The 24331-nt window shown below is 65.7% G+C and carries 22 protein-coding genes; 21 read left to right on the top strand and 1 reads right to left on the bottom strand.

What is annotated here, in order from left to right; all coding sequences use genetic code 11:
- Nucleotides 1-28 precede the first annotated feature (28 nt).
- From KS03_RS01140 to KS03_RS01090, 11 genes are read left to right on the top strand one after another with little or no spacing between them, the layout of a single operon-like run.
- Nucleotides 29-973, top strand: coding sequence for a hypothetical protein (locus tag KS03_RS01140; protein ID WP_045678692.1), 945 nt, complete (start codon nucleotides 29-31; stop codon nucleotides 971-973).
- On the top strand, nucleotides 970-2001 hold the full coding sequence (gene traU / locus KS03_RS01135) for a conjugal transfer pilus assembly protein TraU (protein WP_017924784.1): 1032 nt from the start codon (nucleotides 970-972) through the stop codon (nucleotides 1999-2001). The genes KS03_RS01140 and traU overlap by 4 nt, the downstream gene beginning before the upstream one ends.
- Complete coding sequence (trbC, locus tag KS03_RS01130; RefSeq protein ID WP_012735284.1) at nucleotides 1998-2789, top strand: type-F conjugative transfer system pilin assembly protein TrbC; 792 nt, start codon at nucleotides 1998-2000, stop codon at nucleotides 2787-2789. The genes traU and trbC overlap by 4 nt, the downstream gene beginning before the upstream one ends.
- Nucleotides 2789-4087: a hypothetical protein gene (locus KS03_RS01125; protein WP_012735283.1), complete on the top strand. Its 1299-nt coding sequence runs from the start codon at nucleotides 2789-2791 to the stop codon at nucleotides 4085-4087. Before trbC ends, KS03_RS01125 begins: the two co-directional genes overlap by 1 nt.
- The gene (locus KS03_RS01120; protein ID WP_012735282.1) at nucleotides 4084-5349 is read left to right on the top strand and encodes a conjugal transfer protein TraN; all 1266 of its coding nucleotides are present in this window, start codon (nucleotides 4084-4086) and stop codon (nucleotides 5347-5349) included. The genes KS03_RS01125 and KS03_RS01120 overlap by 4 nt, the downstream gene beginning before the upstream one ends.
- Nucleotides 5346-5753, top strand: coding sequence for a hypothetical protein (locus tag KS03_RS01115; RefSeq protein WP_017432466.1), 408 nt, complete (start codon nucleotides 5346-5348; stop codon nucleotides 5751-5753). The genes KS03_RS01120 and KS03_RS01115 overlap by 4 nt, the downstream gene beginning before the upstream one ends.
- A gap of 23 nt (nucleotides 5754-5776) precedes the next feature.
- Nucleotides 5777-6172: a hypothetical protein gene (locus KS03_RS01110; protein WP_017432465.1), complete on the top strand. Its 396-nt coding sequence runs from the start codon at nucleotides 5777-5779 to the stop codon at nucleotides 6170-6172.
- A 23-nt stretch (nucleotides 6173-6195) separates the two neighbouring features.
- Complete coding sequence (locus KS03_RS01105) at nucleotides 6196-6978, top strand: conjugal transfer protein TraF (protein WP_039202638.1); 783 nt, start codon at nucleotides 6196-6198, stop codon at nucleotides 6976-6978.
- Nucleotides 6978-8021, top strand: coding sequence for a hypothetical protein (locus KS03_RS29260; protein WP_080630308.1), 1044 nt, complete (start codon nucleotides 6978-6980; stop codon nucleotides 8019-8021). The genes KS03_RS01105 and KS03_RS29260 overlap by 1 nt, the downstream gene beginning before the upstream one ends.
- Nucleotides 8018-9463 carry a conjugal transfer protein TraH gene (locus tag KS03_RS01095; RefSeq protein ID WP_045678691.1) on the top strand — a complete coding sequence of 482 codons (1446 nt, stop codon included), beginning with the start codon at nucleotides 8018-8020 and terminating at the stop codon, nucleotides 9461-9463. The genes KS03_RS29260 and KS03_RS01095 overlap by 4 nt, the downstream gene beginning before the upstream one ends.
- Nucleotides 9464-9465: 2 nt before the next feature.
- Nucleotides 9466-12903: a conjugal transfer protein TraG N-terminal domain-containing protein gene (locus KS03_RS01090; protein WP_232252316.1), complete on the top strand. Its 3438-nt coding sequence runs from the start codon at nucleotides 9466-9468 to the stop codon at nucleotides 12901-12903.
- 37 nt (nucleotides 12904-12940) lie between these two features.
- On the opposite strand, the gene KS03_RS01085 is transcribed toward KS03_RS01090, so the two are convergent.
- A complete protein-coding gene (locus KS03_RS01085) occupies nucleotides 12941-13321 on the bottom strand; it encodes a hypothetical protein (RefSeq protein ID WP_017432461.1) in 381 nt (126 codons plus the stop codon).
- Nucleotides 13322-13578: 257 nt separating this feature from the next.
- Here KS03_RS01085 and KS03_RS01080 point away from each other — a divergent pair, with 257 nt between their 5' ends.
- The 10 genes from KS03_RS01080 (at nucleotide 13579) to KS03_RS01035 (ending at nucleotide 24323) form a co-directional block, all read left to right on the top strand.
- Nucleotides 13579-14208: a phospholipase D family nuclease gene (locus KS03_RS01080; RefSeq protein ID WP_017432460.1), complete on the top strand. Its 630-nt coding sequence runs from the start codon at nucleotides 13579-13581 to the stop codon at nucleotides 14206-14208.
- Nucleotides 14209-14246: 38 nt separating this feature from the next.
- A complete protein-coding gene (locus tag KS03_RS01075; protein ID WP_232252317.1) occupies nucleotides 14247-14495 on the top strand; it encodes a hypothetical protein in 249 nt (82 codons plus the stop codon).
- A gap of 11 nt (nucleotides 14496-14506) precedes the next feature.
- Nucleotides 14507-16606, top strand: a complete 2100-nt coding sequence (locus tag KS03_RS01070) for a zeta toxin family protein (protein ID WP_045678690.1) — start codon at nucleotides 14507-14509, stop codon at nucleotides 16604-16606.
- A gap of 10 nt (nucleotides 16607-16616) precedes the next feature.
- The gene (locus tag KS03_RS01065; RefSeq protein WP_017432894.1) at nucleotides 16617-17036 is read left to right on the top strand and encodes a hypothetical protein; all 420 of its coding nucleotides are present in this window, start codon (nucleotides 16617-16619) and stop codon (nucleotides 17034-17036) included.
- Nucleotides 17037-17080: 44 nt separating this feature from the next.
- Entirely contained in the window at nucleotides 17081-17479 is a 399-nt protein-coding gene (gene bamE, locus KS03_RS01060) for an outer membrane protein assembly factor BamE domain-containing protein (protein ID WP_012732812.1), read from the top strand.
- Nucleotides 17480-17635: 156 nt separating this feature from the next.
- On the top strand, nucleotides 17636-18067 hold the full coding sequence (locus KS03_RS01055; protein ID WP_017432893.1) for a hypothetical protein: 432 nt from the start codon (nucleotides 17636-17638) through the stop codon (nucleotides 18065-18067).
- A gap of 38 nt (nucleotides 18068-18105) precedes the next feature.
- Nucleotides 18106-18549 carry a protein-disulfide reductase DsbD N-terminal domain-containing protein gene (locus KS03_RS01050; RefSeq protein ID WP_232252318.1) on the top strand — a complete coding sequence of 148 codons (444 nt, stop codon included), beginning with the start codon at nucleotides 18106-18108 and terminating at the stop codon, nucleotides 18547-18549.
- Nucleotides 18546-18863, top strand: coding sequence for a hypothetical protein (locus KS03_RS01045; RefSeq protein ID WP_012735271.1), 318 nt, complete (start codon nucleotides 18546-18548; stop codon nucleotides 18861-18863). The genes KS03_RS01050 and KS03_RS01045 overlap by 4 nt, the downstream gene beginning before the upstream one ends.
- Nucleotides 18860-19483: a hypothetical protein gene (locus tag KS03_RS01040; RefSeq protein WP_080942733.1), complete on the top strand. Its 624-nt coding sequence runs from the start codon at nucleotides 18860-18862 to the stop codon at nucleotides 19481-19483. Before KS03_RS01045 ends, KS03_RS01040 begins: the two co-directional genes overlap by 4 nt.
- A gap of 124 nt (nucleotides 19484-19607) precedes the next feature.
- A complete protein-coding gene (locus tag KS03_RS01035) occupies nucleotides 19608-24323 on the top strand; it encodes a YadA-like family protein (RefSeq protein ID WP_045678689.1) in 4716 nt (1571 codons plus the stop codon).
- Nucleotides 24324-24331: the final 8 nt, after the last annotated feature.

The following is a 24331-nucleotide window of genomic DNA, read 5'->3' as shown; positions in this document are numbered from 1 at the left end:
GGGAACAGCAGTGACCGAATCAGCTCGGGTGGATATCACCCACCACAACGTTGTGGACATAGTGAGCCATCTTGGTTTGTCGAACACCCAATCGATATTGGGTGCGATCCAGCTCGAAGCCGAGCGACTCGATTGCAATTTCGTCCAAGAGGGTGACGCGACGTTCGTCTCCTTCGAACTGAAAGCCGCCCTCGCCCAAGCGATTCACCAGGCCGGGAGTGCGAAGGACCGCGACACGGCGCTCGACGCGATTCTCGAGTCGCTGTCCGTGCAGGGCATTCACCTCAAGACGGGACCATCGACAGATGAGCGCCTTCGCGCTGCGGCCTGGCGCTGGGAAGGGAAAGGGAACCGTGCGGGAGGCATAGCGGCTGTGGGAGCCCCTGACGTGAACGCCCTGCCTGCCCGCGATATGACGCCGCGTGACCCCGCGCAAATCGTCATCGATGTGACGAGAGACCAACTGGTGATGACCGCCGACGACCTGATTGTGACGTGCGTCTGGCGCGCGGACGCATATGCAACGGATGTTCGGCGGTTTGCCGCGAAGCCAATGAGCCAAGCCCCGGACGCCCCCGAGCCGCGCCTCTACATGATCGTCGCGCAAGACGCAGATGGCCCGGCGGATCGTGAAAAAGTCATGGTGGACCGTTTGACGTTCGCAGGCGCGGACGAAGTGCTGGTGCGGATGCGACTGTGCATCCGCAAGCATCTCAGCGTCGAGCCGGTACCGGGGGAAACGGCAGAGGCGCAGCCGATGGCATCGGGGCGCGAAACCGGGGTGATATCGAGCGATGCCACTCAGAAGACCGAGGGTCCACCCTCTTTCGGGAGCTTTGTGAAGGAACTCGTGCTCCTTTGCGCATCAATTCCGGCGGCACTTTTCGTCTGTGTTCTTGCGCTGTACGGCTTCTACCTCTTCGGTACTGGGGTCGCCCATATCGCTAACTGGTTCGGCTGGTTGCAGTCATGAGGCAACCGTCCAGTCTCCATCGATGCCTTCTGGCATTCGCGTTCGTCGCGATGTCGTTTGGCTTCGCAACTTCCGCCGACGCCGGCCAGTGCGTGGGTCGCTTCGCCAATCCTGTCACCGACATCTGCTGGGAGTGCGCCTTCCCGATGGCGATCGGCGACGTGACGCTCTTCAGCATGGGCCAGGACGATACGTCCAATCCCGGCGGCTTCCTCTGCTTCTGCAACGGCACCTTCGGCGTGAAGTTCAGCTTCTGGGAGCCGGTGCGCCGCGTCGACGTCACCCGCTCGCCCTATTGCTTCGTCTCGCTGGGCGGTATCTCGCTCAACCCCGGCATCTCGGCGCCCGAGGGCGACGTGCGCCTGCAGCAAGACAACACGCGCCAGAGCTTCTATCAGGTCCACTGGTACACGGACCCGGTGATGTACTACACCGAGATCCTGCTCGACGATCCCTGCATGGAAACAGGCAGCTTCGACGTCGCGTATCTCACCGAGGTCGACCCGACCTGGAGCGACGACGATCTGACCATGCTCCTCGAGCCGGAGACGTATCTCTTCGGCAGCCCCGTCGCTCAGGCGGCCTGCGCCGGCGACTGCGTTCTGTCGTCGCTCGGCTTCGGCAGCAACCTGCTGTTCTGGTGCGCCGGCTGCAATGGCTCGATCTACCCATTCAACGGCCACGTCCAGGCGCATGTATCGGCCGTCCAGGCGTCGTCTCTGTTGGTCGAGCGCATGACCGCCAAGCTTCACCGCGAAGGTTTGATGTGGGGCACCACTGGCGACGGCGCGATGTGCGGGTACTACCTCCAGCCCGTGATGGACAAGACGCAGTACAAGTACACGATGCTCTACCCGGTCGCACAGACCGACGAAATCAATGGCCAATGCTGCCAGCCCTACGGCCGCACGTCGGCTCTTTGGGGCGCCGGCAAGATGATTCCGTACACCGGCGAGGACTTCGCCTACGAGGTCTTCCGCAAGCGCAACTGCTGCCAGGGCGCCAACCTCGGAGACCTCCCCCAATGAGCCCCACCACTCGCCTCATTGTCGCCGCGGCGGCCGCGAGCTTCCTCCTGCCCGTCATCACCCAGGCGCAGACGCTCTCCAGCGACGCGCTCGCCCGTGAGCAGCAGCGCGTCAATGCCGGCCGGCGGGCGACGTTCGATGCCGCGGCGAGCGGCGCCGCGCGCTACCACGGCGCGATGCCAACGGACACCGCCATCGATGCCGAGATGGCGCGCATCCAGGGCGATCGGCAGCAACAGATGCGCGACGCGGCGGCGAAGGCGGCCCACGACGGCAACGACTTCCCGAACCTCCCAACGCCGGCCCGGCCGGCGGCCAGCGCCGACCCGCTCGCAATCGCCAAACGCTACGAAGGTCGCATGCAGCGCCGCGTGACCGACTCGTTCGTCGCCTTTGCGAGCTTCTCGATGCCTGACGCGTCGCTCGTGCGGCTCATCAAGACGATGCACATCGCCGGCGGCACCGTCGTCTTCCGCGGATTCAAGGACGACTCGCTCAAGGCGACGGCCGCGGAAATGCAGCGCCTCGGTGTCGCCTCCGGCGGCATCGTCGTCAATCCGAAGGCGTTCACCCAGTATCGCGTTTCGCGCGTGCCGGCGTTCGTGGTGACCCAAGGCGGCGATGCGGGCAACCAGGTCGATAGCAGCGGCTGCGCGTTGCCGCAAACATTCGTGTCCGTCTCGGGCGACGTGACCCCGGGTTATGCACTGCGGCAGATCGTCGACCACAGCCCGGCGTTCGCGGCGAACGCGGGCCGCTACCTCCGCGCGCTGGGCGACGTCGAGTGATGACCATCCAATCCCGCCTCGCGCGCTTCGCGCCCCTTGCGATCGCCACAGCCGCGGCGGCGTTCGGCGTGCGTGCGCTCGCCGATAGCGCGTCGACGAGCTCTGCCTTCGCGCAGGGTCAGCAGGTAGGGACGTCGGGTATGACCAGCGCCAAGGGCTCGATCGCGACGGGCGGGGCGAACGTTCCGAATTACACGAACCAGGATGGCGAGCTCACGCCCCTGTATGGGAACGGTCAGGGCACGCTCGGACCGGCCGGCACCGGCAAGGAGGCCGACTGCGCGACGCGCCCGGCCAATCCGAGCGCGTACTGGCAGCAGGAGTGCGACGCGGTCAACTATCTGGCCAACAAGCCGCCCAACAAGATGCCGCTCGGCGCCAGCGACCCGATCGTCACCGGCAGCGCGGGAACGATCCGCAACCCTGGCATCACGACCGGAACGCAGGATTGCCACAACGTGACGACTAGCGTGCCCGCCACCTATAAGCAGGAGACCTGCGAGCAGGCGGTGGGAACGCAGACCTATACCTGCACGCGTATCTACAACCCGATCTGCAGCGAGCCATACCAGGGGTGTGCCGCCGGTGGCGTGGTCGAGGGCAGCTTCAGCGGTGGCTTCGCCTCCCGCCTCGCGTCGAATTCCGCACTCTGGAATTTCGGTGCCGACACGGGGTATCACGACAACACCGGCTATACCGGCTTCACGCAGTCCGGGTCGATGTCGTTCACGATCCAGAACCTGAGCCAGATCGGCACGGCCGTGCTCAGCAAGGTCACGGCCAACAACACGCTGCGCAGCGTGGACATCAACGGCGTGACGGTCTACACGGACGCGCCCGATGGCGGCCGCGTGCTGCAGTGCGGGCCAATACTCGTACCTGGCACCACTGGCGGTGGCGAGGACGGGACCAGCGGGACGCGGAGCCAGGGCTATCTCGCGGCGCCAGTGGCTGGCGCAACCTTCGTGAGCAGCCTCGGCGCGAACGGCATCCGCAACGTGTGTTCCGACAAGACGGCGTTCACGGCGGACGGCGGGCTCACCGAATACCAGAGCTTCTTTACCTTCCAGAGCCACTATGAGGGCAACCCATCGACCGTCACGCCCAACACCGATATCCGGCGATACCTGCACGAAGGCGTGAACACTATCGAGGTCCAGGCCGCGATCGGTGGATACGGCGATGTGGGCGGCGGTGAGGCGATCGCGCAGCTGACGATCAATCAAATCTGCACTGCGGTCTGCACGCCGAACTGGGACGATCAGTGCACGTCGTTTGAGCAGAGGGCCGCTCAATGACGATCACGCTGCGTTGCGCCCTCCCAGCCACCCTGCTCGTGTCCCTCCTGGCCAGCCCAGGCGTGGCGAGCGCGGTGCCGACCTGCCAGCGCACCGGGGAGACCTGCGTCGAGCCGGCCGGCACGCGCACGATCAACGGCATTCCCGTCTACGCCGACTGCTGGAACTACCAGGACACGTACCAGTGCCAAGCGGCCAACGCCGTGGACGACTGCGCTCCGCTGCGCCAGGAGGGCTGTGGCATGGTCGGGCAGCAATGCCTGTCGTACAACGACGCGTCGCCGAACACCTGCGACACATGGCAGTACACGTACCAATGTGTCGACACGCCGGCGCACACGACCACGGTGACGCAATGCACGAACACCATGTGCGCACCTGGCGCCGGCTGCTTCACGTCGTCGAGCAAGCCTGATAACGCACTTGGCCAGGTGGTGACCGGCCTCGAAACCGGCCGCGAGGCGGGCGCCTATGGGGTCGATGCCGCCGGCAACGTAAACATCTTCAAGGGCTACGACAGCAGTTGCACGATCAAGGTGCTCGGCGGTGCCGAAATCAAGAGCTGCTGCACGAGCAACGGCGGCGGCGGCGCCTACACGAACAACGCCATTGGTAGCGCCGCGGTCAGCGCCGGGCTGTCGATCGCCGGCACGACCGCGAAACAGGGCATCGCGCTCGGCTCCAAGTATGTGTACGACCAGCTCTACCAGACGGTCGACAGCACGCTGGTCAACCAGGGGCTGCAGCAGATGGGATCGTGGGCAGACAAGGTGCTCGCCGGCTCCGGCAATTTCGGCGCCTACGGCTTTCAGTTCTCGTTCTCACTGACCAATGGCATCAACTTCGTCGGATTCAATCCGTACGTTTTCGGCGCCGAGATTGCTGCGCAGCTGATTCAGATGTGGCTTGCCTGCACGCAAGACGAACAGGTCCTGAGCCTCAAGCGCGGACAGAACCTATGCGTGCAGTACGCCCAGGGCTGCTCGAGCAAGGTGCTAGGCGTGTGCGTCGAGGAAAAGAAAAGCTACTGCTGCTTCAACTCGCTCATCGCGAAGATCGTCAACCAGCAGGGCAAGGCCCAGCTCGGCGTGCCCTTCGCCGGCTGCAGCGGCCTGACGGCGGATCAGCTGCAGCACGTCGATTTCTCGAAGATCGACTTCACCGAGTTCGTCAATTCGATCCAGTCCAAGGCGGTGGATCAGGGCGCGATTCTCCAGACCATCCAGCAACAGATGTCCTCCGGCAAGGGAGCGTCTCAATGAACCCCCGTTACCACCTGGCCGGCTGCATTGCGCTGCTCGCCTTCAGCCAACTCGCCGCCGCGAGCAGCTACACGTCGCTCGCGCCGATCCTCGCCGACGCCATCGATCAAGGCTCGTCGTATGGCGCGCTGCGCGGTCCGCTGGCCGATTCGCTGACTCGGCAGCTGGCGGCGAACGGGCCGGTCTACGTCTCGGCGCGACCGATCGGGGATCTCCCGCGCGCGGGCTGTAAGCGGCTGGACGTCGTGTTCGACATCCGCGGCGTGCAGACCGCGGCCGGCGAAACCACCGGGAAGCTCGACATGCAGATGAATTACTGCCGAGACGGTGTTCCACCGATCGGCCTTGGCGATGGGCGTGCCGGCGCCGCCGGCCAAATTCCCCAGGACGCTGCTTCCCACTGACCAAGAACGAAGGACCCGTCACGATGACAACGCTCTCGCCGAACCTGCCGCCCACAGTGCCGTCAACGCTTCACGCAGCCCTTAAGGACGCGGTTGTTGCCGCAGCGGAGGCTTGGCACCACGCGCATAAGCGGCTGGAGCAGCATGAGTACGCTGCCTTGGGTGACTCAGTTTGGGTACGCGTCCTGCGCCTGATGCGATGGGATCGGTCGCATGTCCACGCGCTTGCCAAGGCGCGAGACGAGAAGGTCCGATGCGAGGACGACCTCGCGCTTGCCGTGGGATGTCTGAACCTGCGCATCGCGCGCAACTGCGGGATCAGCGCCGACGGGAACATCTCAGGCTGGCGCTGGAACGGCCCCGAAGGGCGGCTCCCGTGCCTGATCAGCCCCGATGGGAGCACCCCATGCGAGCGTTGATACGCCCTCTCGTGTCCGCGCTGATGGCGGTGTGCACCGCCTATACCGCTTTGGCCGCGCCCCGCGCGCAGGCCAATGACCTCGACTACCCGTCCGCGTGGCAGTGCGACGGTCAGGCGAAGTTCAACTGGTATTGCGATGACGACGACAAGCCGGCGGCCCCGGCGGTCGCGAGCGCGGCCGCGCCGGCGGACCCCGACGACTTCTCCCGGTTCAAGACGGCCGATGAGATGCGCGCGGCCCTCAAGCACCGGCTCGACATCGCGACGATGGACCCGACCGAAGCGAACGTCAAATCGTATAAGCGGCTCGAGCTGTATGTGATGGCAAAGAGCGCGACCTACGCGGACGTGTCGCGGCGCGTGGTCTGGCAGAACCCGGATCTCGACTACTCGCTCAAGCGGCCGACCAACAACGTTGCCGTCCACACCTACGACCAGGCGCGCGATAACGATCAGGACGCGCAGCTGCGCGCGCTCGCTGAGAAGCACGGGCTCATCTTCTTCTTCCGGCACGACTGCCCGTACTGCCACGCGCTCGCCCCGACCATTCGCTTGCTCGCGGATCGATACGGGATCGACGTGTTGCCGGTGTCGCTCGATGGCCAGGGGATTCCGGATTTCCCGAACCCGACCGCGGACCATGGTCAGGCGGCGATTTGGGGCGTGCAGCAAGTGCCGGCGCTGTTCATCGCGTCGAAGGAGACCGGCGACCACGCCATGATCGGCTCGGGAGTCTTGTCGCTTCAGGACATCGTCGATCGCATCTTCGTTCTCACTGCTTCTAAACCTGGGGAGCTTTTCTGATGATCGAATCCATTCGCGATTTTTCAGGGCCGCTGGCTGGGTTTCCGCTAACACGCACCGGCCCGTCCAACGCGGAATGGCGCCGCAGCAGCGCGGCCCCACTAGCGTCTTGCACGAATGTTGCTCGGATTCGGTACTCCGTCATCGGCAGCAACTCAGATGCGGAGTTCCCGTACGTCGACGGGATTCCTTCGTTGCGCGACGCGATTGACCTGGCCCGTATCTATCCCGGCATTTACCACGATGGAGCGGCGACCCACATTCTCCGGGAGGTGACTCGGCGAGCCGAAGGAGCGCGTTTCTTTACCGGCCTGACTCATCGTTGGAGGGCATTCCCCGACGGTCAGATCGAACTGCTCCTTCACTACAGCCGGCATCGCCGCGACAGCACACGAGTCGGTCTCTATGGCTGGCAGAACTGCATCGGCTCTCCGCCTCCGTTACGGGGTGCCACCACTTTCGATAGCGGCAAACCATTGGGAGCCGAGCTATCCGACCTGAGGGGCATCGCGCACAGAATCGGCTATATGAAGGCCGCCGAAGCGCTCCGCTCATTACATGCCGTGACGTGGCGTAGCGAATTCCAGAACCGACAGGGCGCGGACGCGAAAATTCCGGTCGATGTCTCCATCGACGCAGCGATCCGACCTGTTTGTGACGCGCTAAATCGCATTCCGGGCGTGCGGACGCTTTGGTCCTGCGGGGGCCACGCTTTACGGCGGTCGCGGCCATACGTCGTTTTCGAGGCCCCTGAGGCCTTCGCCTTGAAGATCAACCGAATGCTCTGGTTGGAACGGCACATTACGTTGACCTATCGGTGGAACATGACCGCCAACTTCAAGGATAGCGGCGAGCTTCAATGGCTCATCGAGGCGCCTGGTATTCCTCGTGGCCATTACTGGCCAATCGCACGGCGACGGATCGACGCCGAATTGCTCACCCTCGCCTCGTTGATAAGCGAGGTGCATTCGCGAGGCGCAGACGTTGTCGATGGCGATCGCGATTCCGCCATCGATGCATCCATTCTCGGAGAGCGCAGATGAAACCGTCCCGTTGGGTCGCCGCGCTCGTCGCCGGCGTGATCGCCGCCAGTCCCATCGCATCCGATGCGATGTCGATGCAGCAGGTATTTGATTCCATCAACTCGATGGGCAACGTATCTAGCCCGCGCGTGCTGCAGGGCGAGACGATGAACATGTACAGCGGCGGCAGCGTCTTCATGCGCACACCGCACAAGACCTATCAGCTCGCGAGCGTGACCGCGCCCTCCTGGGGCGCGGGATGTGGCGGGATCGACCTGTTCACTGGCGGCTTCAGTTTCATCAACAAGGAGCAGTTCGTTGCCCTCCTGCGCAACATCGGCTCGAATGCGCTCGGCTACGCCTTCAAGCTCGCGCTGCAGAACCTCTGCCCCACCTGCGACAACGTCATGCAGTCGCTGCAGGCGATCGCCAAGGACATCAACCGGATGAACATCGACTCGTGCCAGGCAGCCGAGGGCGTCGTGAACGCCGTGACGCCGGACACGTGGAAGAAGGAGCAGGCGAACCTCGCGGACACCGCCGGACCGTTCATGAACCTCTATTCGGACATGACGGACGCGTGGTCGAACACCAGCAACAACGCCACCCAGGCCGCGGCAACAATCAACACGGCGACCGCGCAGAACCCGAATCTCGCGGCCAAGCAGCCGTATGGGAACGTCACGTGGCAGGCGCTGCTGCAGCTGCCCGACCTCAGCACGTCGGATCGCGAATTCCTGATGTCGCTCGTCGGCACGGTGATCTTCCCGGCCCCCTCCGATTCGAACGGCACCGAAGTCAACCCGATTTTCCTGCCCCGCATCGGTAGCGTGACCGTCGAGGAACTCGTCGGCAACGATCCGGCCAGCGCGACCACGGACACCATCCAGCTCTACCAGTGCGACGAGACGACGAAGTGCCTGAATCCGTCCACCCAGGAGGTGCAGTTCACCACGTTCCGATCGCTCGTCCAGGCGAAGCTGCAGCGCATCGTCGACGCGGTGGCGACCCGGTCGCCGCTGGCTGATCCCACCGACACATTCCAGTTCCTGAGCATGACCGACCTGCCTGTCTACAAGATGATCGCGGTCGGCACGCGACTGAACAATAGCTCCGTCGCGGACCAGATGCTGGCCACCTACCAGTCGCTGATGGCCGCCAAGTACGCGGAAGCCTACATCCGTGGTTCGGCCGAGGATCTGCGCCGCGCGATCGCGCGCTACAGCACCGTCAGCACCAGCACCTCGCTGTTGAACCAGACCACCCGCATCAACGAGAGCATCGACTCGGTGGAGCGCGAGGCGCGCGACGTGGTCATGGAGGCGTTCCGCCAGACGTCGAACGCCTGGGCGCTCGTCGAGGAGCTTCAGTCCATGGAGCGGGCCATTCACAGCAGCATCTCGCCGTCGCTGCGCAATTCGCTCGCGTTCGGCCAGACCCTGACATCGGGGTCGACGCAATGAACATGGAAATCGACACCTACGGGAACGTCGACACGCTCTATTACGTGTTCAACGGCATCGCGTCGTTCATGGGTAGCGGCTCGTTCAGCGGCTTCATGCGGTTCACGCTGCTGAGCGGACTGTTGATCGCGATGGTCGCCGCCATCGGGCGCAAGAGCACGGACATCGTGAAGTGGTTCGCGAGCGCGATGTTCATAACGCAGCTGCTGGTCGCGCCGGTCGAGAACGTGTTCATTACGGACGTGACCGGCGTCCAGCCGACCCGCGAGGTGGACCACGTCCCCGCCTATCTGAGCGCGATCGCTCAGGCGAGCACGACGGTGTCGACGGCGGTCACCCAGGCCTATGAGACGGTGTTCAGCGTGCCCGACTCGCTTCAGCTGCAGAAGGGCGATCTCGGATTCGGGATATCCGTGCTTCAAAAGGTGAATCAGGCGCAGATCGTCGATCCCGGCCTCGAGGCGGATCTGATGCAGTTTTTCAAGGAATGCACGGTCTACGACATCCAGGACGGGGCGATCAACCCGCAAACGATTATGAGCGGGACCGATCCGTTCAATACCGTCTTCACGCAAACGAGCCCGGCCCGGTACGTGACAACCAACACGCTGACCGCGAATCCGACGACGGACACCTGTCTGGCCACCGGAACGCTGCTGTTGATCCGCGTCACGGACGCCGAGCAGAAGGCGGAACAGATGTACGGCAAGGAGATGTATCCCCAGGTGACCGACGCGTCGGCCGCCAAGGCGGCGTTCGTCAATGCGATCAGCGACTCGTACGGCTTCATCCTGCAGTCGTCGCAGAACGCCTCGTCAGCGCTGCGCCAGGCCATGTTCAACAACGTCTGGCGCCAGGCTGGTGCCGATCTGCCGGCGATGCTCAATGACCCCGCCCGGGTTGCGGAGGTAAACGCGCTGATGAGTTCGGCGCAGGCTGCCGTGGCCGCGAACGGTTCGATGGCAAGCGTGGCCATCCTGGCGAAGGAGACGCTGCCGACCGTCCGCAACTATGCTGAGGCGATTATCTACACGATCTTCCCGATCGTGATCGTGCTGTGTCTCGTCGGAGGGGGGGAAGCGGCCAAGCGCATCCTGGGCGGTTACGCCAAGACCATCGCCTGGATCGGGCTGTGGCCGGTCATCTTTGCGGTACTCAACGGCCTCTCGCTCATGCATCTGAGCAGCAAGATGCAGGCGATGTCGCTGCAGGCAGGCGTGCCGTTCGGCATGGCGGCCAAGTTCGGCAGCACGCTCATCGATGAACAGGTGCTGTTGGGCTACATGGTGATCCTCACGCCGGCGCTCGCGTGGGGCCTGCTCAACATGGCCACGACCAGCGTAGTTGGCGCGTTCCAGGGAGTAATGGGCGGCTTCCAGGGCATCGCTCAGCAGATCGGCGGTCAGCAGGCACAAGGTGACGAAAACATCGGCAATGTCCACATGGATACGTCGTCGATCGGTAACTCGACGCGCAATGTCACGTCGGCGAACAAATACGACACCGCGGGCCTGTTCAGAACGGGGTCAACGACCATCGAGCAGGGCACGGGCTCATCGTTCACGAACTTCGACAACGGGCTCATCACGCGCGCCGACACGCAGAGCAGCTTGGGATTCGCGTTGTCTTCGCAGAGCGCCATTGAGAAGTCCGTCGGCACCGATACCTCGACAGGCATGTCTGCGAGCCAAACGAGTTCGGCGTTTTCCGGACGCGAGAAGCTGGCATCGAGCACGACCTCCTTCTCGAATGGCCAGGACCGCGGCACTTCGCAGCGCTCGGGCGATGAGGCGGCCACCGGAGTGCGTGGATCGACGACGCAAACCACGGACCTTCGGAGATCTATTGAGCAGCAGTATGGGATTGATCAAGCCCATACCGTTGAGGACCAAATCTCAGCCGGTGCGAAGGGTGCATTAATGCTGGGGGGAAGCTACGAGAAGTCTTTCGGGGGCGAAGCGCCGGGGCGCCCGGCTGCTGGTGGAGGTGCTGGAGCACCGCACGGAGCTCGGCAAGGTGGTCCTGGCAACTTAGGCCCTGGCACCGGCAACCCTGCTTCGAATTCGCCACTCTACCACCAGCAGGCAGAGGAAGATCGACTGGCGCAGAGGGCTGCCGCACTCGGCAAGTCGCCAGAAGAAGTCCAGAAAGTTCGAGAGGGCTACCGGCAAAGAGCTACTGCGGCTGACTACGCGAATGGTGGTGGAACAGGGACGTCGACGTCATCAGGAAGAATCGGCGCTGATTTTTCTGGCGAGGCTGGATATACACATCTGCTGCGGGACGCAGCTGCAGAGAAATTTGTCGACCAGTACGGAAGTTTTGCCGGCTACACGCAGGGCGCCCAGGTTTCCCACGAGGCCTCGGCGAACCACACGGAATACGCCGGGGCTGAGTCCAGCCAACATGCTCGTTCGGAGCATTCAGCGTCCCTTACTGAGCAAGCGTCGTCGGGCTCACGCGACGCTGCGGACTTGACTCGCACGGCGGACGTTCGGCAGCGCGGATCGACGCAAAACGTATCGCGTGTTGACACGACCAACAATCTGCTGACCCCTGAGAACCTGCAAGCGGTTGCCGCTCGCAACGGTATGCGATATGGCAGGCTGATGACGATGCCTGCCGCGGAGATTCAGCGCCTTGTCAGTGAGGATGCGCTGATGCGTGACATCGTTAGGCGCAATTCCGCGTTGCCGCCGACAGCCCGCGACGGCTCGCCGTTGCCGTCTGGGCACGACGATATCGTCCGCCAAAACAAGCACGATCGGGCACGTATCAGCGCCGATGTTCCAGGGGCTTTCCAGCGCTTCGCGAACGACGTGGGACCGGTAGACACGACGGCTCTGGATGTGAAGCCTTCCGTGCCCAGTGAGGTGAGCGGCGCCCAAGCTCGAGTCGATGCCGTGAGGCAACGCGTATCGGACGATGCGGATTTGCCCATCAGGCAGGTACAGGACCACGTTATTCCGTCGGACGACAACAGGTCGCTGATGACGCTAGATAGGTCGCCGGCGCGCCCGCTCGTGACCAAACCTGCGGTTGGATCGCAGGGGACGCCGTCGCCGACTCGTCTATCCGAGGCTGATTTCAAGATTCTGCCGGCCGACGGCCCGCAGACTGAGGAGGCGGCCGCTCCGTCGGCACGGGCGGCAGTGAGCGAGCCAACGCTGCCTCAGGCGGATATCCAGAGCGTTCCGGTCAATGACGCTGGTAAGTCCACCGCATTGTCTGCGCGTTTGAGCGCGGGGCCAAGTGGAGAACAGAAGTTGTCAGAGACGGATATCCAGATCGTTTCGTTGGAACCAAAGGGTGAACCAAAAAGATCTGGTGAGCGCCAGGCCTTATCACCTGCGTCGGTTCAACCGGGGGAACCCGCACGCACGTCTTCCGAAGCCATTGCAACGCCGACGAACAACCAAGGGGCTGTCGATGAGAACTGAATTGCGAGGCTCAACGGCCTACCGGGGAACCAATGGCTCACCAGTTTCTGAGCGGATCACGCGCACCGTAGTGAATCGAATTTGCGCTGTTGTTGATATCGTCAACTACACCGTTCCGTCGACCGAACGTGGAGAAGCCGGAGGGACCATTAATTTCCCTGATGTGTCCCAGTTTCACCGCGACGACCATCTGTGTTCCTACACCCAAGAAGGCAGAAATCAACGAGCCAAAGATCAGATATTCAATGGGCATATTCAAGGTGACGGTCGCAACGCTCGCTGCGAACAGCACCAGGATGTATCCCCACATGACGATCCGGTAGGCCGGCCGACGGCCGCGCGCATTGATGAACAAGGCGAAAGCCGAATAGACCGTCGCAGCCATGACCGCAAAGAAAGTCGCGAGTATGTAATCCATGATGGGTGCCCCCGAACGCAATTATTCTTGACGTTACGCCTCATCTGGCGTAGTGGCAAGTTAATCCGCAATAACAAAATTGACCGGCCGCTTCGTAGGTCGGCTCGCGCCGATCGCCCGCCGCGTTCGGTGAGCCTCGCATGCGTGGCCGCCCTCACGGGTGCCCTGCTTCTGCTCGCCGGCTGCGCTGGAGCCCATGACGGCTGTGGTGCGCCGTACGCCTTCTCCGAAAAGTCAGGTTTCGTGGGGAGGCCGGCATGAAGTTGATCCTCGTTCTCATCCTGGCCGGGATCGCCGGCTACATCATCCTGCACGACGGCTCGGGCAACGGCCTCGGCGGAATCACGTCGTCCGTCGCTCATCTTGCCGATTCGCTGCACGGCGGCCCCGGCGGTCTCTCCCATTCCGAGGGCGCGCCCGCCGGCGATCGTGCATCTGTCCAGTTCGCCACCTCGCCCGACGGCCAGGCAGAAGCCCTCGTGCTCAGCGTCATCGATAGCGCGCGGTCCGAGCTCGACGTCGCGGCGTACGAACTGACGAACCGCCACATCGTGAGCCACCTCCTGGCCCGCGCCCGCGCCGGCGTGCAGGTGCGCGTCGTTCTCGATCGCTCTCAGCTCGATGGCCGTGGCTCGAAGCTCCCCGAGCTCGCGGCCGCCGGCATTCCGGTCCGCATCGACCTCGCGGTGCCGCTCATGCATGACAAATTCATCGTGGCCGATCGCGATACCACGCAGACGGGCTCCATGAACTACACGCAGGCCGGCGCGTTGCACAACGCCGAGAACGTCCTTGTCATTTGGCATCACGCCGCGGTGGCCGCCGCGGCGTTCTCTGCGTGGACAAAGCTTTGGGACGAATCGCAACCGTACCCGGGCCGCCAATGAATTCCACGCCCGCACCCTCATCAACCTTGGAGACCCTGATGATTTCCGTCGACTATGAAGTTGCCTGCCAGACCCTGGGCCAGCTCATCGCGCACCAGGTAGCCGTTCTTGCCCGCGAGGACATGCAGCACCAGCCGGACGTCGACCGAGCGACGGCGGCGGATGGGAGGCGCAAGGCATTGATCGCCCTCCGCGACGACCTACGGCCGGACGATCCCGAGGGCATCGAGCGTGTGCTGGCCGTCCACGGACCGCAAGCGCAGCAACTGAACGCGAACCGCAGCTGATCGGGGGCGACATGGACACCATCCCCGATCTCGTCCTCCAAAGGGCGTACGCGCGCGTCGAGCGCGAAGCGTTGGACGCGAGCCGCGAGCAGGCCGCCCCGCGCGCGGTTCTGCTCGGCGGTCAGCCCGGCACCGGCAAGACGGCGCTCGCGCGCCAGGCGGTCGCCGAATTCGCTGGTCGCGGCGGCGCCGTGCTGATCGACGCTGACCGCATGCGCGAGAACCTGCCCCAGTACAGCCAGCTGCTGCGCGACGATCCGCAGCATGCGGCCGGCCTGACCGATGCGACGGCCGGCGCATGGGCGGGCCGGCTGACCGATGCGGCCTCGCGTGAAGGGCGGCATCTCGTCGTCGACGGCACCATGCGCCATCCCGAGAGCGTCCGCAATCTCGCACGGCGGCTCGCCGATCGCGGCTACGTGGTCGAGGTGCGCGGGATAGCGATGCCGAAGGAAGTATCGCTGGCAAGAGCCGAGCTGCAGACCGAGCGGGAAATTGCCGCGACGGGTGTGGGCCGCTTCGTGAACCCGGCTCAACACGACCAGGCGTATGCGGGCATGGTCGAGACGATCGCGCTGCTCGAGCGCGAGAAGGCGGTCCACCGCATCCAGATCCTCGACCCTCGGCATCGCGAGGTCTACCGCAACGAGCTTAGACAGGGTGAGTGGCAGCTCGCACCGGCGGCCGCCGAGACAGTGCGGGCCGAGCGCGAGCGCCCGCTGTCGCGTGAGGGCGCCGGCGAGGTCGTCCAGATGCTCGGCGACGTCATGGCGCTGCGTATCGCGCGGGGCGCCCCGGCGCAGGACGTGCGTGAGGTCGGGTTGCGGCGGGAACTGGCCGTCGAAGCCCGGCATGCGCTGCAGCCGGACGGCGAGTGGCTCGGCCTCGCGCAAGGCCAGCCGGCCGCCGCGCCGAAGCGGTCGGGCGCGAAGCGGGACATCGGCGAGCGCGCGCCGGCGTCGTTGAATCTGCGCGCCACGCTACTGTCGATGACGCGTGAGGTGCCCAATCTCGGCGGCACGTTCCCCGACCCCGTTGCGCGCGAGATCGCGTCATCTCCATCTCTTGCGGCACTCGAGGCGCGGCTGCAGGCACATGGTATCGGCCGGCTAGAACCGCTCGGCGCTGGCGCCTCGTCGGTCGTCCTCGCGGCCGACGACGGCAAGCAGGTGGTGAGGCTCGGTGTCGGGGAGCTGGCGGCACGGCCGCGCATCCCCGAGGTGCTCCAACCGACTCAGAGCGGTACCGAAGGAGCGCTGCGCTACGAGATCCTGCCGCGCGCGGATACGCGGTCGGTGACGCCTCTGCACGTGGAGCAGATCGCAGCGATATTGCAGAACCACGGTTACCAGTGGCGCGACCAGGGCGTCGACAACCTCGGCGTGGTTGACGGGCGCGTTGTGGTGACCGATCCGGGCGGCGTCGAGCCGCTGCGCGCCGCCCGGGAATTGTCCGCTGCCGCTGGCCACGAGTCGCAATCCGCCAATCAGGCGCTGCTCGCCAAGATGCGGCAATCGCCGACGCTCGGCACGACCGATGCCGCGAGAGCGGAACCGGACGTTAGCGTGGCGCGCGCACCGCGCCGGCCGGACGTCGATCATGCACGCGATCGCGAGCGGGGCGAGGCGTTCGACACGCTCGGCCGCGACCAGGCGCTCGCGCGCTTCCCCGAGCTGGATGCCGCCTACCACCAACTCGCCGAGCGCACCGCCCTCTCGACCGAGCCCAGCGCCGAGCTGGCGCGGGCGGATCTGTCTGCGCAGATCCGCCGCGGCGACCTGCCGCGCGACGTGGTACCGGACGAACTCTCGCGACATGCCATCGGGCTCGCCGGCGCGCGTGAGAACCTGATTTTGCGCGAGGCCGGCGAACTGGAGCGCCCGTATCGGGGCGAGGTGATCGCGCAGTCGTCCAACCACGCGCTGCTCAAGATCGGCCAGACGATCGGCGTGGTGTACCCGCGCGAGCGCCTCTCGCGCGACCTCGAGGTAGGCGAGCGCGTGGCGATCCAGTATTCGGCCGACAGTGCGCTGCACCAGGTCAAGGCGCCCGACCAGCACGTCGAGCACGTCGGGCATGCCCACGAACAGCAACACTCGATCGAGCGATAGGAGGCCACCTTTGAATCCGTTCCAGCGCCGATCGCGCGTTCGTCCTCTGCCCTACCCGGCGCCGTTCTACCGCGCTGAGCTGCGGCGCGCGCGCTGGCAAATGTGGACGAGCCGGCAGTTGCTTCGCATCGAGTTCGATTGGGCGTTGCGCTACGTGGTGCGGCTGATCGTGCTCTGTTGGCTCGGGTGGGCGCCCGCACTCTTCATGTGGGCGCAGTTGCTCGCCAACCACCTGGATCTCGGCAAGGCGATCACGTTTGTTCCCGGCGACTGGATTGGGATGTACGTGCTGACCGGTATCGCCGTGACCGCCCTCTGGAGCCGCGTGCAGCCGTATGTCAGCTACATCGAAATGCAGGTGGCCCGCCACATGAACGAATGGCAGTACCGGTTCCGTGAGGCGCAGCTGCGCGCGGGCCACTTTGGTTAAGCAGCAAACGACCTTTCCACCGTTGATAACGCTAAGAGCAGACCATGACATTCGCCAAGCAAACCCTTCTGATCACGACCATCAGTGCTGCCGTGCTGCTCGCCGGCTGTGCCACCACCGGAAACGAGCGGCTCGAAGCCGCCTCGCAGGCGAGCGTGCAGGCGCAGATCCAGCAGGGCAAGACCACGAAACAGGAGGTGCAGGACGCGTTCGGCTCGCCGAACAAGACCACTTTCACGGATTCGGGGCTTGAGATCTGGACCTACGAGCTGGCACACGCGACGCCGCACGCCATCAACTTCGTGCCGATCGTGGGCGCCTTCGCGCATGGCGCGGACGTGCGCAAGAAGACCCTCACGGTGCTCTTCGACGACAACGGCACGGTCAAGAAATACACGTTCGCCGAGACCACCGACGTGGCCAAGGGAGGCATCGGCCAATAAACCAGCTTCCCCCAGAGACGCGGTTCACCTACCCCGCGTTTCTTTCGAGCCAACCGGCGGTGCCGGTTGGCCTTTTTCCTGAATCACGACTGCACCATCGAAGGAGTGCCCCGTATGCGATCACGACCCGTCCCGAGGCCTGTCGAGCCCTCGCACGTGCTCATTGCGTTCGCGCTACTTGTCATCGCCACCGGCATGCTGCTCTTGCCGATCGCGAGCGCGGATGGCGACTGGTTCTCGGACGAAATCGAGCCGATCGGCGCCACGGTTGCGATCGCCTTCACGTTCTGGAAACCAGCCGTGCGTGCGCTCGATGGTCAGGATGCTGATTGGGAGTTGCTGTTCGGCGCTCGCCGATCGATGAAGAATTTCGGCGTGTGCGTCTACGGCGTCGCCCTGGTCGGGCTGGCCTGGTACTTGACGCGCTTTGCCTCGCTGCCGATCACTGGCCCACAGACAGGGCTTGAAGTCTGCGGACAAGCCCTGCTGCATGCGAACCTCATCTATCTCTGGGCCTCGTTCGTGCTGCCGCTCGTGCGCGGCGTGTCGTGGCTCGATGCCATGTGCCGCCGGCGGGGTTCGCGATGATCTCGCGGCTCGTTCGCCTCGCCCACCGGCTCCCCCACATGATCGTCGCGACCGCGCTCGTCTTTGCCGGCTCGGCCCTTGCCGACGCGCCCGGATTTCTGCCCCCCGACCAGGCGTTTCGTGTGCGCATGACCGAGGTGCCTGGCGCGGTCATTCTCCATTTCGCGATCGCCGACGGCTACCGCCTCTACGGGGATCGATTCCAGGTCACGAGCGACGACCCACTGGCCCGGCTCGGCGCGATCCAGCGCGGACCCGGCCCCATGGTGCCGGACGCGATCGCGGGCCACCCTGTCGAGGTCTTCGAGTACGCCGTGACGCTGCGTGTGCCCGTGAATGCCAGCGAGATGTTTGAACTGACCGTCACGTACCAAGGGTGCGCTGCCGGCCAGATTTGTTACCCGCCGATGCATCGGACGTTTCCGGTGATCGCCGCGGCGCTGTTCGGTGGTGCCACTGACACGTCCGGAGCACCCCGATGAATCGCCCCCTCTCTCACTTCGCCCGTGCGCTCGAGGCGCGCGTGAACTACGCCTACGCGACCTGCACGACAGATCGCGGCTCGGCGGCATGGCACACCTACCTGATCACCGCGCGCGAGCACGCCATGGCGCTCGGCCGCATGCGTGCGCTCGATCCGGCTGACCTCTGCGAATGCCCCCCGCTGCTCAGCGACGTGCCGATGCTGCGAACTGCCTTTGACCAGGCGGTAGCCGGCGTTCGCCAACCCTGTCCCGACGTAGCACCCGCTGCGGCGAACGACCCCACCCCTCACGCCTTGGAGTCATCTCGATGAAATCAGCCCTTAATCGCCTCATCTTCGCCTGGCGCGCCGCACATGGACGAGACGCCACACGCGCACTCGCCTTGGCCCGGCGCGAAGCCGCTGCGTCGATCCGGTGGCCCGACAAGACGGTTTTTCTCGTGAATCCGGACCCCTCGGTTCGCGATCGCGCGGCTGTCGTGATTCTCGTGATCGTCGTGGGCATTGTGCTGGTGCAGGCGATTTCCAACTCGCCCTTGCCGCGCTATCTCGACGACCACGCGGCGCGTCCAAGCATGGAGGCGGCCATGCGGGCAGGCAATGCCGGCGCGGCGACCTGGCTCGGCGCGCGCTTCGAAAAGGACTACCCGGGTCTGCTCGCGTCACAAGCCGACGCCGGCGAGGCGACCGCCATGTACCTGGTCGGCCGGGCCTTGATGCGAGACCCGACTGCGTCGCGCGCCTACCCGCGTTCGGTGGGCATGACGCGCGGGCAGAGGGAAACCATCGGGTGGGATTTTGTGCGGCGCGCCGCAGCCGCCGGTAACGAGGCCGCGCTGCTGCTGCTCATCGACCGCGGCCAGAGCCTGCAGGCCGACGCGAGCGTCTCGCCGCCTGGTGCCGGCGTTCGGACGCCGGCCGGCAAGAACTGAAAAGACCACCCCCTGCTCCCGGAATCTTGGCGGAGGACAGGAGCAGGGGGTGCCAGGCCCTGCGCGCGAGCGCAGACGTAAATGCCCCGTGAACCGGGATCTCGATGTCAGGCAGGAGATTGTAATGAAAAGGATGAAGCGACCCGAAAAAGCCGGGGTGTCGATCGCGATCGCCGTGGCGATCACGGCGTACGCCGGCCAGTGCTATGCGCAGGCAACGGGTAAGGATGCGATCGCGAACGGAACGGGTGCCACCGCGCCGGGCGATAACTCGATCGCCGTCGGTACCAACGCGGACTCGATCGGGGCACGCGCTGCCGCATTGGGCGACGGTGCGACGGCGACAGGCGATGACTCGATCGCGCTGGGTACATCGGCGAGTTCTCAGCTCAACGCCGTGGCGATCGGCAACACGTCGAATGCGGCGTCGAACGCCGTGGCCGTCGGTCCCACGGCCACGGCTGCGGCAACGAACTCGGTAGCGATCGGTAACGCGGCTCAAGCCAGCGTCGATCCCAACAATGGCGGCAGCGTGAGCGATATCGCGATCGGCAACGGCGCGTCGGCCGTGGCCCTTGGGTCGTCTGCAGGCGGTGCCGTGGCCATGGGACGTCAAGCGTCCGCTTCCGCCGCTAACTCGCTCGCCCTCGGCTCCGGCGCTGCGGCCTCGAGCACGAACGCCGTCGCCATCGGAACCAACTCGGCAGCGTCGGAAAACAACGCGATCGCCATGGGTCTCAACGCGCACGCCACGGCCGCCAACGGCGTGGCGATCGGCAATTCCGCGGTGGCGACCAATTCAGCCGATGTCTCGGTTGGCAGCGGTGCGGCCACCACTACCACGACGCCCACCAGTTCGATCAATATCGCGGGGCAATCGTACCCGGTTGCCGGCTCAAAGCCTGTCGCGGCTTTCAGTATCGGGAGTACGCGCTATCCGCGGCAGCTTCAGAACGTGGCCGCCGGCGCGGTTTCCGCGACAAGTTTAGATGCGGTGAATGGCTCGGAGCTATACCAGGCCACGCAGGCGATCGGTACGTTGTCGACATCGACGGCGCAGGCCGTCACGTCGCTTTCGACCGGTGTGGCCACCAACGCGGCGGATATCTCGAGCCTCTCCACTTCGGTGTCTACGGGCCAGACATCGACCAATTCGAACGTCAGCGCGCTCCAGACGGGCCTGGCGACCGGGACGATCGGCGTCGTGCAGCAAGCCGGTGGCGCCAGCACCGGCACGATCACGGTCGGCGCGGGCACGGGCGGCACCGCGGTCGACGTCACCGGTACGGCGGGCGCCCGACAGATCCAGGGTGTGGCCGCTGGCACCAGCGCCACCGATGCGGTCAACCTGCAGCAGCTGCAGGGCGCGGAAGCTCAGACGGCGGCCGTTGGCGCGAGCACGGTGGCCTACGACGACGCCTCGCACACCCATGTGACGCTGGGCACGGCCGGAACGCCAGCCACGCTGACCAACCTCGCCGATGGCGCGCTGAGCGCGAGCAGCACCGATGCGGTCAACGGCCGTCAGCTCAACGCCGCAAAGCAAGACATCAGCGCGAACACCAATGCGATCGGGGCGCTCTCCACCTCGACGCAGACCAGCATCAGCACGCTGTCGACGGGATTGACGACGAACACGTCGGCGATCGCCAGCCTGAGCACCAGCACAGGCCAATCGGTCAGCACACTCACGAGTGGCCTGGCGTCGACCAATTCGAACGTCAGCGCGCTCCAGACAGGCCTGTCGACCGGGACGATCGGCGTGGTGCAGCAAGCTGGTGGCGCCAGCACCGGCACGATCACGGTCGGCGCGGGCACGGGCGGCACCGCGGTCAACGTCACCGGTACGGCGGGCGCCCGCCAGATCCGGGGCGTGGCCGCCGGCACCAGCGCCACCGATGCGGTCAACCTGCAGCAGCTTCAGGGCGCGGAAGCTCAGACGACGGCCGTTGGCGCGAGCACGGTGGCCTACGACGACGCCTCGCACACCCACGTGACGCTGGGCACGGCCGGAACGCCGGCCACGCTGACCAACCTCGCCGATGGCGCGCTGAGCGCGAGCAGCACCGATGCGGTCAACGGCCGTCAGCTCAATGCCGCAAAGCAGGACATCAGCGCGAACACCAATGCGATCGGGGCGCTCTCCACCTCGACGCAGACCAGCATCAGCACGCTGTCGACGGGATTGACGACGAACACGTCGGCGATCGCCAGCCTGAGCACCAGCACAGGCCAATCGGTCAGCACACTCACGAGTGGCCTGGCGTCGACCAATTCGAACGTCAGCGCGCTCCAGACAGGCCTGTCGACCGGGACGATCGGCGTGGTGCAGCAAGCTGGTGGCGCCAGCACCGGCACGATCACGGTCGGCGCGGGCACGGGCGGCACCGCGGTCAACGTCACCGGTACGGCGGGCGCCCGCCAGATCCAGGGCGTGGCCGCCGGCACCAGCGCCACCGATGCGGTCAACCTGCAGCAGCTTCAGGGCGCGGAAGCTCAGACGACGGCCGTTGGCGCGAGCACGGTGGCCTACGACGACGCCTCGCACACCCACGTGACGCTGGGCACGGCCGGAACGCCGGCCACGCTGACCAACCTCGCCGATGGTGCGCTGAGCACAAGCAGCACCGATGCGGTCAACGGCCGTCAGCTCAACGCCGCAAAGCAAGACATCAGCGCGAACACCAATGCGATCGGGGCGCTCTCCACCTCGACGCAGACCAGCATCAGCACGCTGTCGACGGGATTGACGACGAACACGTCGGCAATCGCCAGCCTGAGCACCGGCACCAGCCAATCGGTCTCCGCGCTCACCACCGGTCTGGCGTCGACCAATTCGAACGTCAGCGCGCTCCAGACAGGCCTGTCGACCGGGACGATCGGCGTCGTGCAGCAAGCCGGTGGCGCCAGCACCAGCACGATCACGGTCGGCGCAGGCACGGGCGGCACCGCGGTCGACGTCACCGGCCTGGCCGGCGCCCGGCAGATCAAGGGCGTGGCCGCCGGCACCAGCGCCACCGATGCGGTCAACCTGCAGCAGGTGCAGAGCATGACCAGCGCGATGGGCTCGGCCGCCGGCGCGGTGGGCTATGTCGACGCATCGCATTCCCGCGTCGTGCTCGGTGCGGTAGGCACACCTGTCACCGTGACCAACGTCGCGGATGGCGCGTTGTCGTCCGGCAGTACCGACGCCGTCTCCGGACGCCAGCTGTATGCCGCCAATCAGGCGATCGCGGCGAATGCCACCGCGATTGGCAATCTTTCGACCGCCACTGCCGCGACGCTGTCGTCGCTCACGAACTCGACTGCCCAGTCTCTCAATTCCCTGAGCACCGACGTCTCGAGCAACCAGACCACGCTCTCCGCGTTGCAGGCCGGGCTGGCCGCAGGCACCGTCGGTCTCGTTCGGCAAGCGAGCGGCCTTGCCACCGGAACGATCGCGATTGGCGCCGGCACCGGCGGCCCCGCCATCAATGTCGCGGGCACCGCCGGCGCGCGGCAACTGAAGGGCGTAGCCGCCGGCACTGGCGCCACCGACGCCGTCAACCTCCAGCAGCTTGACGACGCCCTCAGCGCGGGCGGTCCGGCCGGCGCCGGCTCCATCGGCTACGACGACGCATCGCGCACGCGCGTGACCTTCGGCGGCGCCGGCACGCCGGTCTCGCTCACCAACATCGCCGACGCCGCGCTCTCCCCCGCCAGCACCGACGCCGTCACCGGCCGCCAGCTCTTCGCGACCAACCAGAGCGTCTCGGCGCTGGCCGGCCAGCTTGCGGCCGGCACGGTCGGCCTCGTGCAACAGGTCGGCGGCACCACGGCCGCCCTCGCTATCGGCGCCGGCACCGCCGGCTCGAGCATCGACGTGGCCGGCACGGCCGGTCCGAGGCGAATCACAGGGGTGGCCGCCGGCGTCGACGTTACCGACGCGGCCAATGTCGGTCAGCTGCAGCAGCTCGCCGGCGCGGTCGGCACCCTCGCCTCGGGCGCGTTGGCCTACGACGGCCCGACCAAGCTCAGCGTGACGCTTGGCGGCCTCGGCGCCGGCACCGCCGTGACCATCCACAACCTGGCCGCTGGCGCGCTGTCGGCCGGCAGCCTCGATGCGGTCAACGGAGGCCAGCTGTTCGCCACCAACCAGATCCTCGCGGCCAACACCGCGGCCATCACCTCGCTTTCGTCCCAGCTCGGCGCCATCCTGCCGTCCAGCTTCAGCCAGACCAACGCGATCGCGGCTCCCGCCAGCCTCAAGTACGCCGCCTTCAACAGCGCTGGCGCGGGCGCCGTCGCAACCGGCACGGATGCCGTGGCGATCGGTGCCACCGCGGTCGCTTCCGGCGAGCGAGCCGTTTCTCTCGGCGCGGGCGCCGCGAGCGCGGGCACCGGATCGGTCGCCCTGGGCGACAGCGCGAGCGCCAAGGGCGCGAACTCCGTGGCGCTCGGCGCCGGGTCCGTCGCGGACCAGGACAACGCGGTGTCGATCGGCAACGCCGCGACCGGCATGACCCGCATCCTCAGCAACGTCTCGCCGGGCGTCGCGCCCACCGATGCCGTCAACGTTCAGCAGCTCAACGACTCGGTGACGGGCCTGGCCAACCAGATCGAGCACGACCGGCGCGACGCCAACGGCGGCATCGCGGCGGCCGTGGCGATGGCGAGCCTCCCGCAAGCGCCCGCCCCGGGCAAGACCATGGTCGCGATCGGCGGCGGCACCTATGCCGGCCAGTCGGCCATGGCCGTGGGCGTCTCGACCTACGCGGGCCGGTGGGTCCTCAAGGCAAGCGGCTCGACGAACTCGCGCGGCACCGTCGCGGCCGGCTTCGGCGCCGGCTACACCTGGTAACGGAAGGA

This window comes from Burkholderia glumae LMG 2196 = ATCC 33617, assembly GCF_000960995.1.
GTDB lineage: Bacteria > Pseudomonadota > Gammaproteobacteria > Burkholderiales > Burkholderiaceae > Burkholderia > Burkholderia glumae.
This window is presented reverse-complemented; position numbering and strand designations above follow the sequence as displayed.

Coding starts and splice junctions, on each gene's coding strand:
- traU (WP_017924784.1), top strand. CDS start 970: ATGAGGCAACCGTCCAGTCTCCATCGATGCCTTCTGGCATTCGCGTTC.
- trbC (WP_012735284.1), top strand. CDS start 1,998: ATGAGCCCCACCACTCGCCTCATTGTCGCCGCGGCGGCCGCGAGCTTC.
- KS03_RS01125 (WP_012735283.1), top strand. CDS start 2,789: ATGACCATCCAATCCCGCCTCGCGCGCTTCGCGCCCCTTGCGATCGCC.
- KS03_RS01120 (WP_012735282.1), top strand. CDS start 4,084: ATGACGATCACGCTGCGTTGCGCCCTCCCAGCCACCCTGCTCGTGTCC.
- KS03_RS01115 (WP_017432466.1), top strand. CDS start 5,346: ATGAACCCCCGTTACCACCTGGCCGGCTGCATTGCGCTGCTCGCCTTC.
- KS03_RS01110 (WP_017432465.1), top strand. CDS start 5,777: ATGACAACGCTCTCGCCGAACCTGCCGCCCACAGTGCCGTCAACGCTT.
- KS03_RS01105 (WP_039202638.1), top strand. CDS start 6,196: ATGGCGGTGTGCACCGCCTATACCGCTTTGGCCGCGCCCCGCGCGCAG.
- KS03_RS29260 (WP_080630308.1), top strand. CDS start 6,978: ATGATCGAATCCATTCGCGATTTTTCAGGGCCGCTGGCTGGGTTTCCG.
- KS03_RS01095 (WP_045678691.1), top strand. CDS start 8,018: ATGAAACCGTCCCGTTGGGTCGCCGCGCTCGTCGCCGGCGTGATCGCC.
- KS03_RS01090 (WP_232252316.1), top strand. CDS start 9,466: ATGGAAATCGACACCTACGGGAACGTCGACACGCTCTATTACGTGTTC.
- KS03_RS01085 (WP_017432461.1), bottom strand. CDS start 13,321: ATGGATTACATACTCGCGACTTTCTTTGCGGTCATGGCTGCGACGGTC.
- KS03_RS01080 (WP_017432460.1), top strand. CDS start 13,579: ATGAAGTTGATCCTCGTTCTCATCCTGGCCGGGATCGCCGGCTACATC.
- KS03_RS01075 (WP_232252317.1), top strand. CDS start 14,247: ATGATTTCCGTCGACTATGAAGTTGCCTGCCAGACCCTGGGCCAGCTC.
- KS03_RS01070 (WP_045678690.1), top strand. CDS start 14,507: ATGGACACCATCCCCGATCTCGTCCTCCAAAGGGCGTACGCGCGCGTC.
- bamE (WP_012732812.1), top strand. CDS start 17,081: ATGACATTCGCCAAGCAAACCCTTCTGATCACGACCATCAGTGCTGCC.
- KS03_RS01050 (WP_232252318.1), top strand. CDS start 18,106: ATGATCGTCGCGACCGCGCTCGTCTTTGCCGGCTCGGCCCTTGCCGAC.
- KS03_RS01045 (WP_012735271.1), top strand. CDS start 18,546: ATGAATCGCCCCCTCTCTCACTTCGCCCGTGCGCTCGAGGCGCGCGTG.
- KS03_RS01040 (WP_080942733.1), top strand. CDS start 18,860: ATGAAATCAGCCCTTAATCGCCTCATCTTCGCCTGGCGCGCCGCACAT.
- KS03_RS01035 (WP_045678689.1), top strand. CDS start 19,608: ATGAAAAGGATGAAGCGACCCGAAAAAGCCGGGGTGTCGATCGCGATC.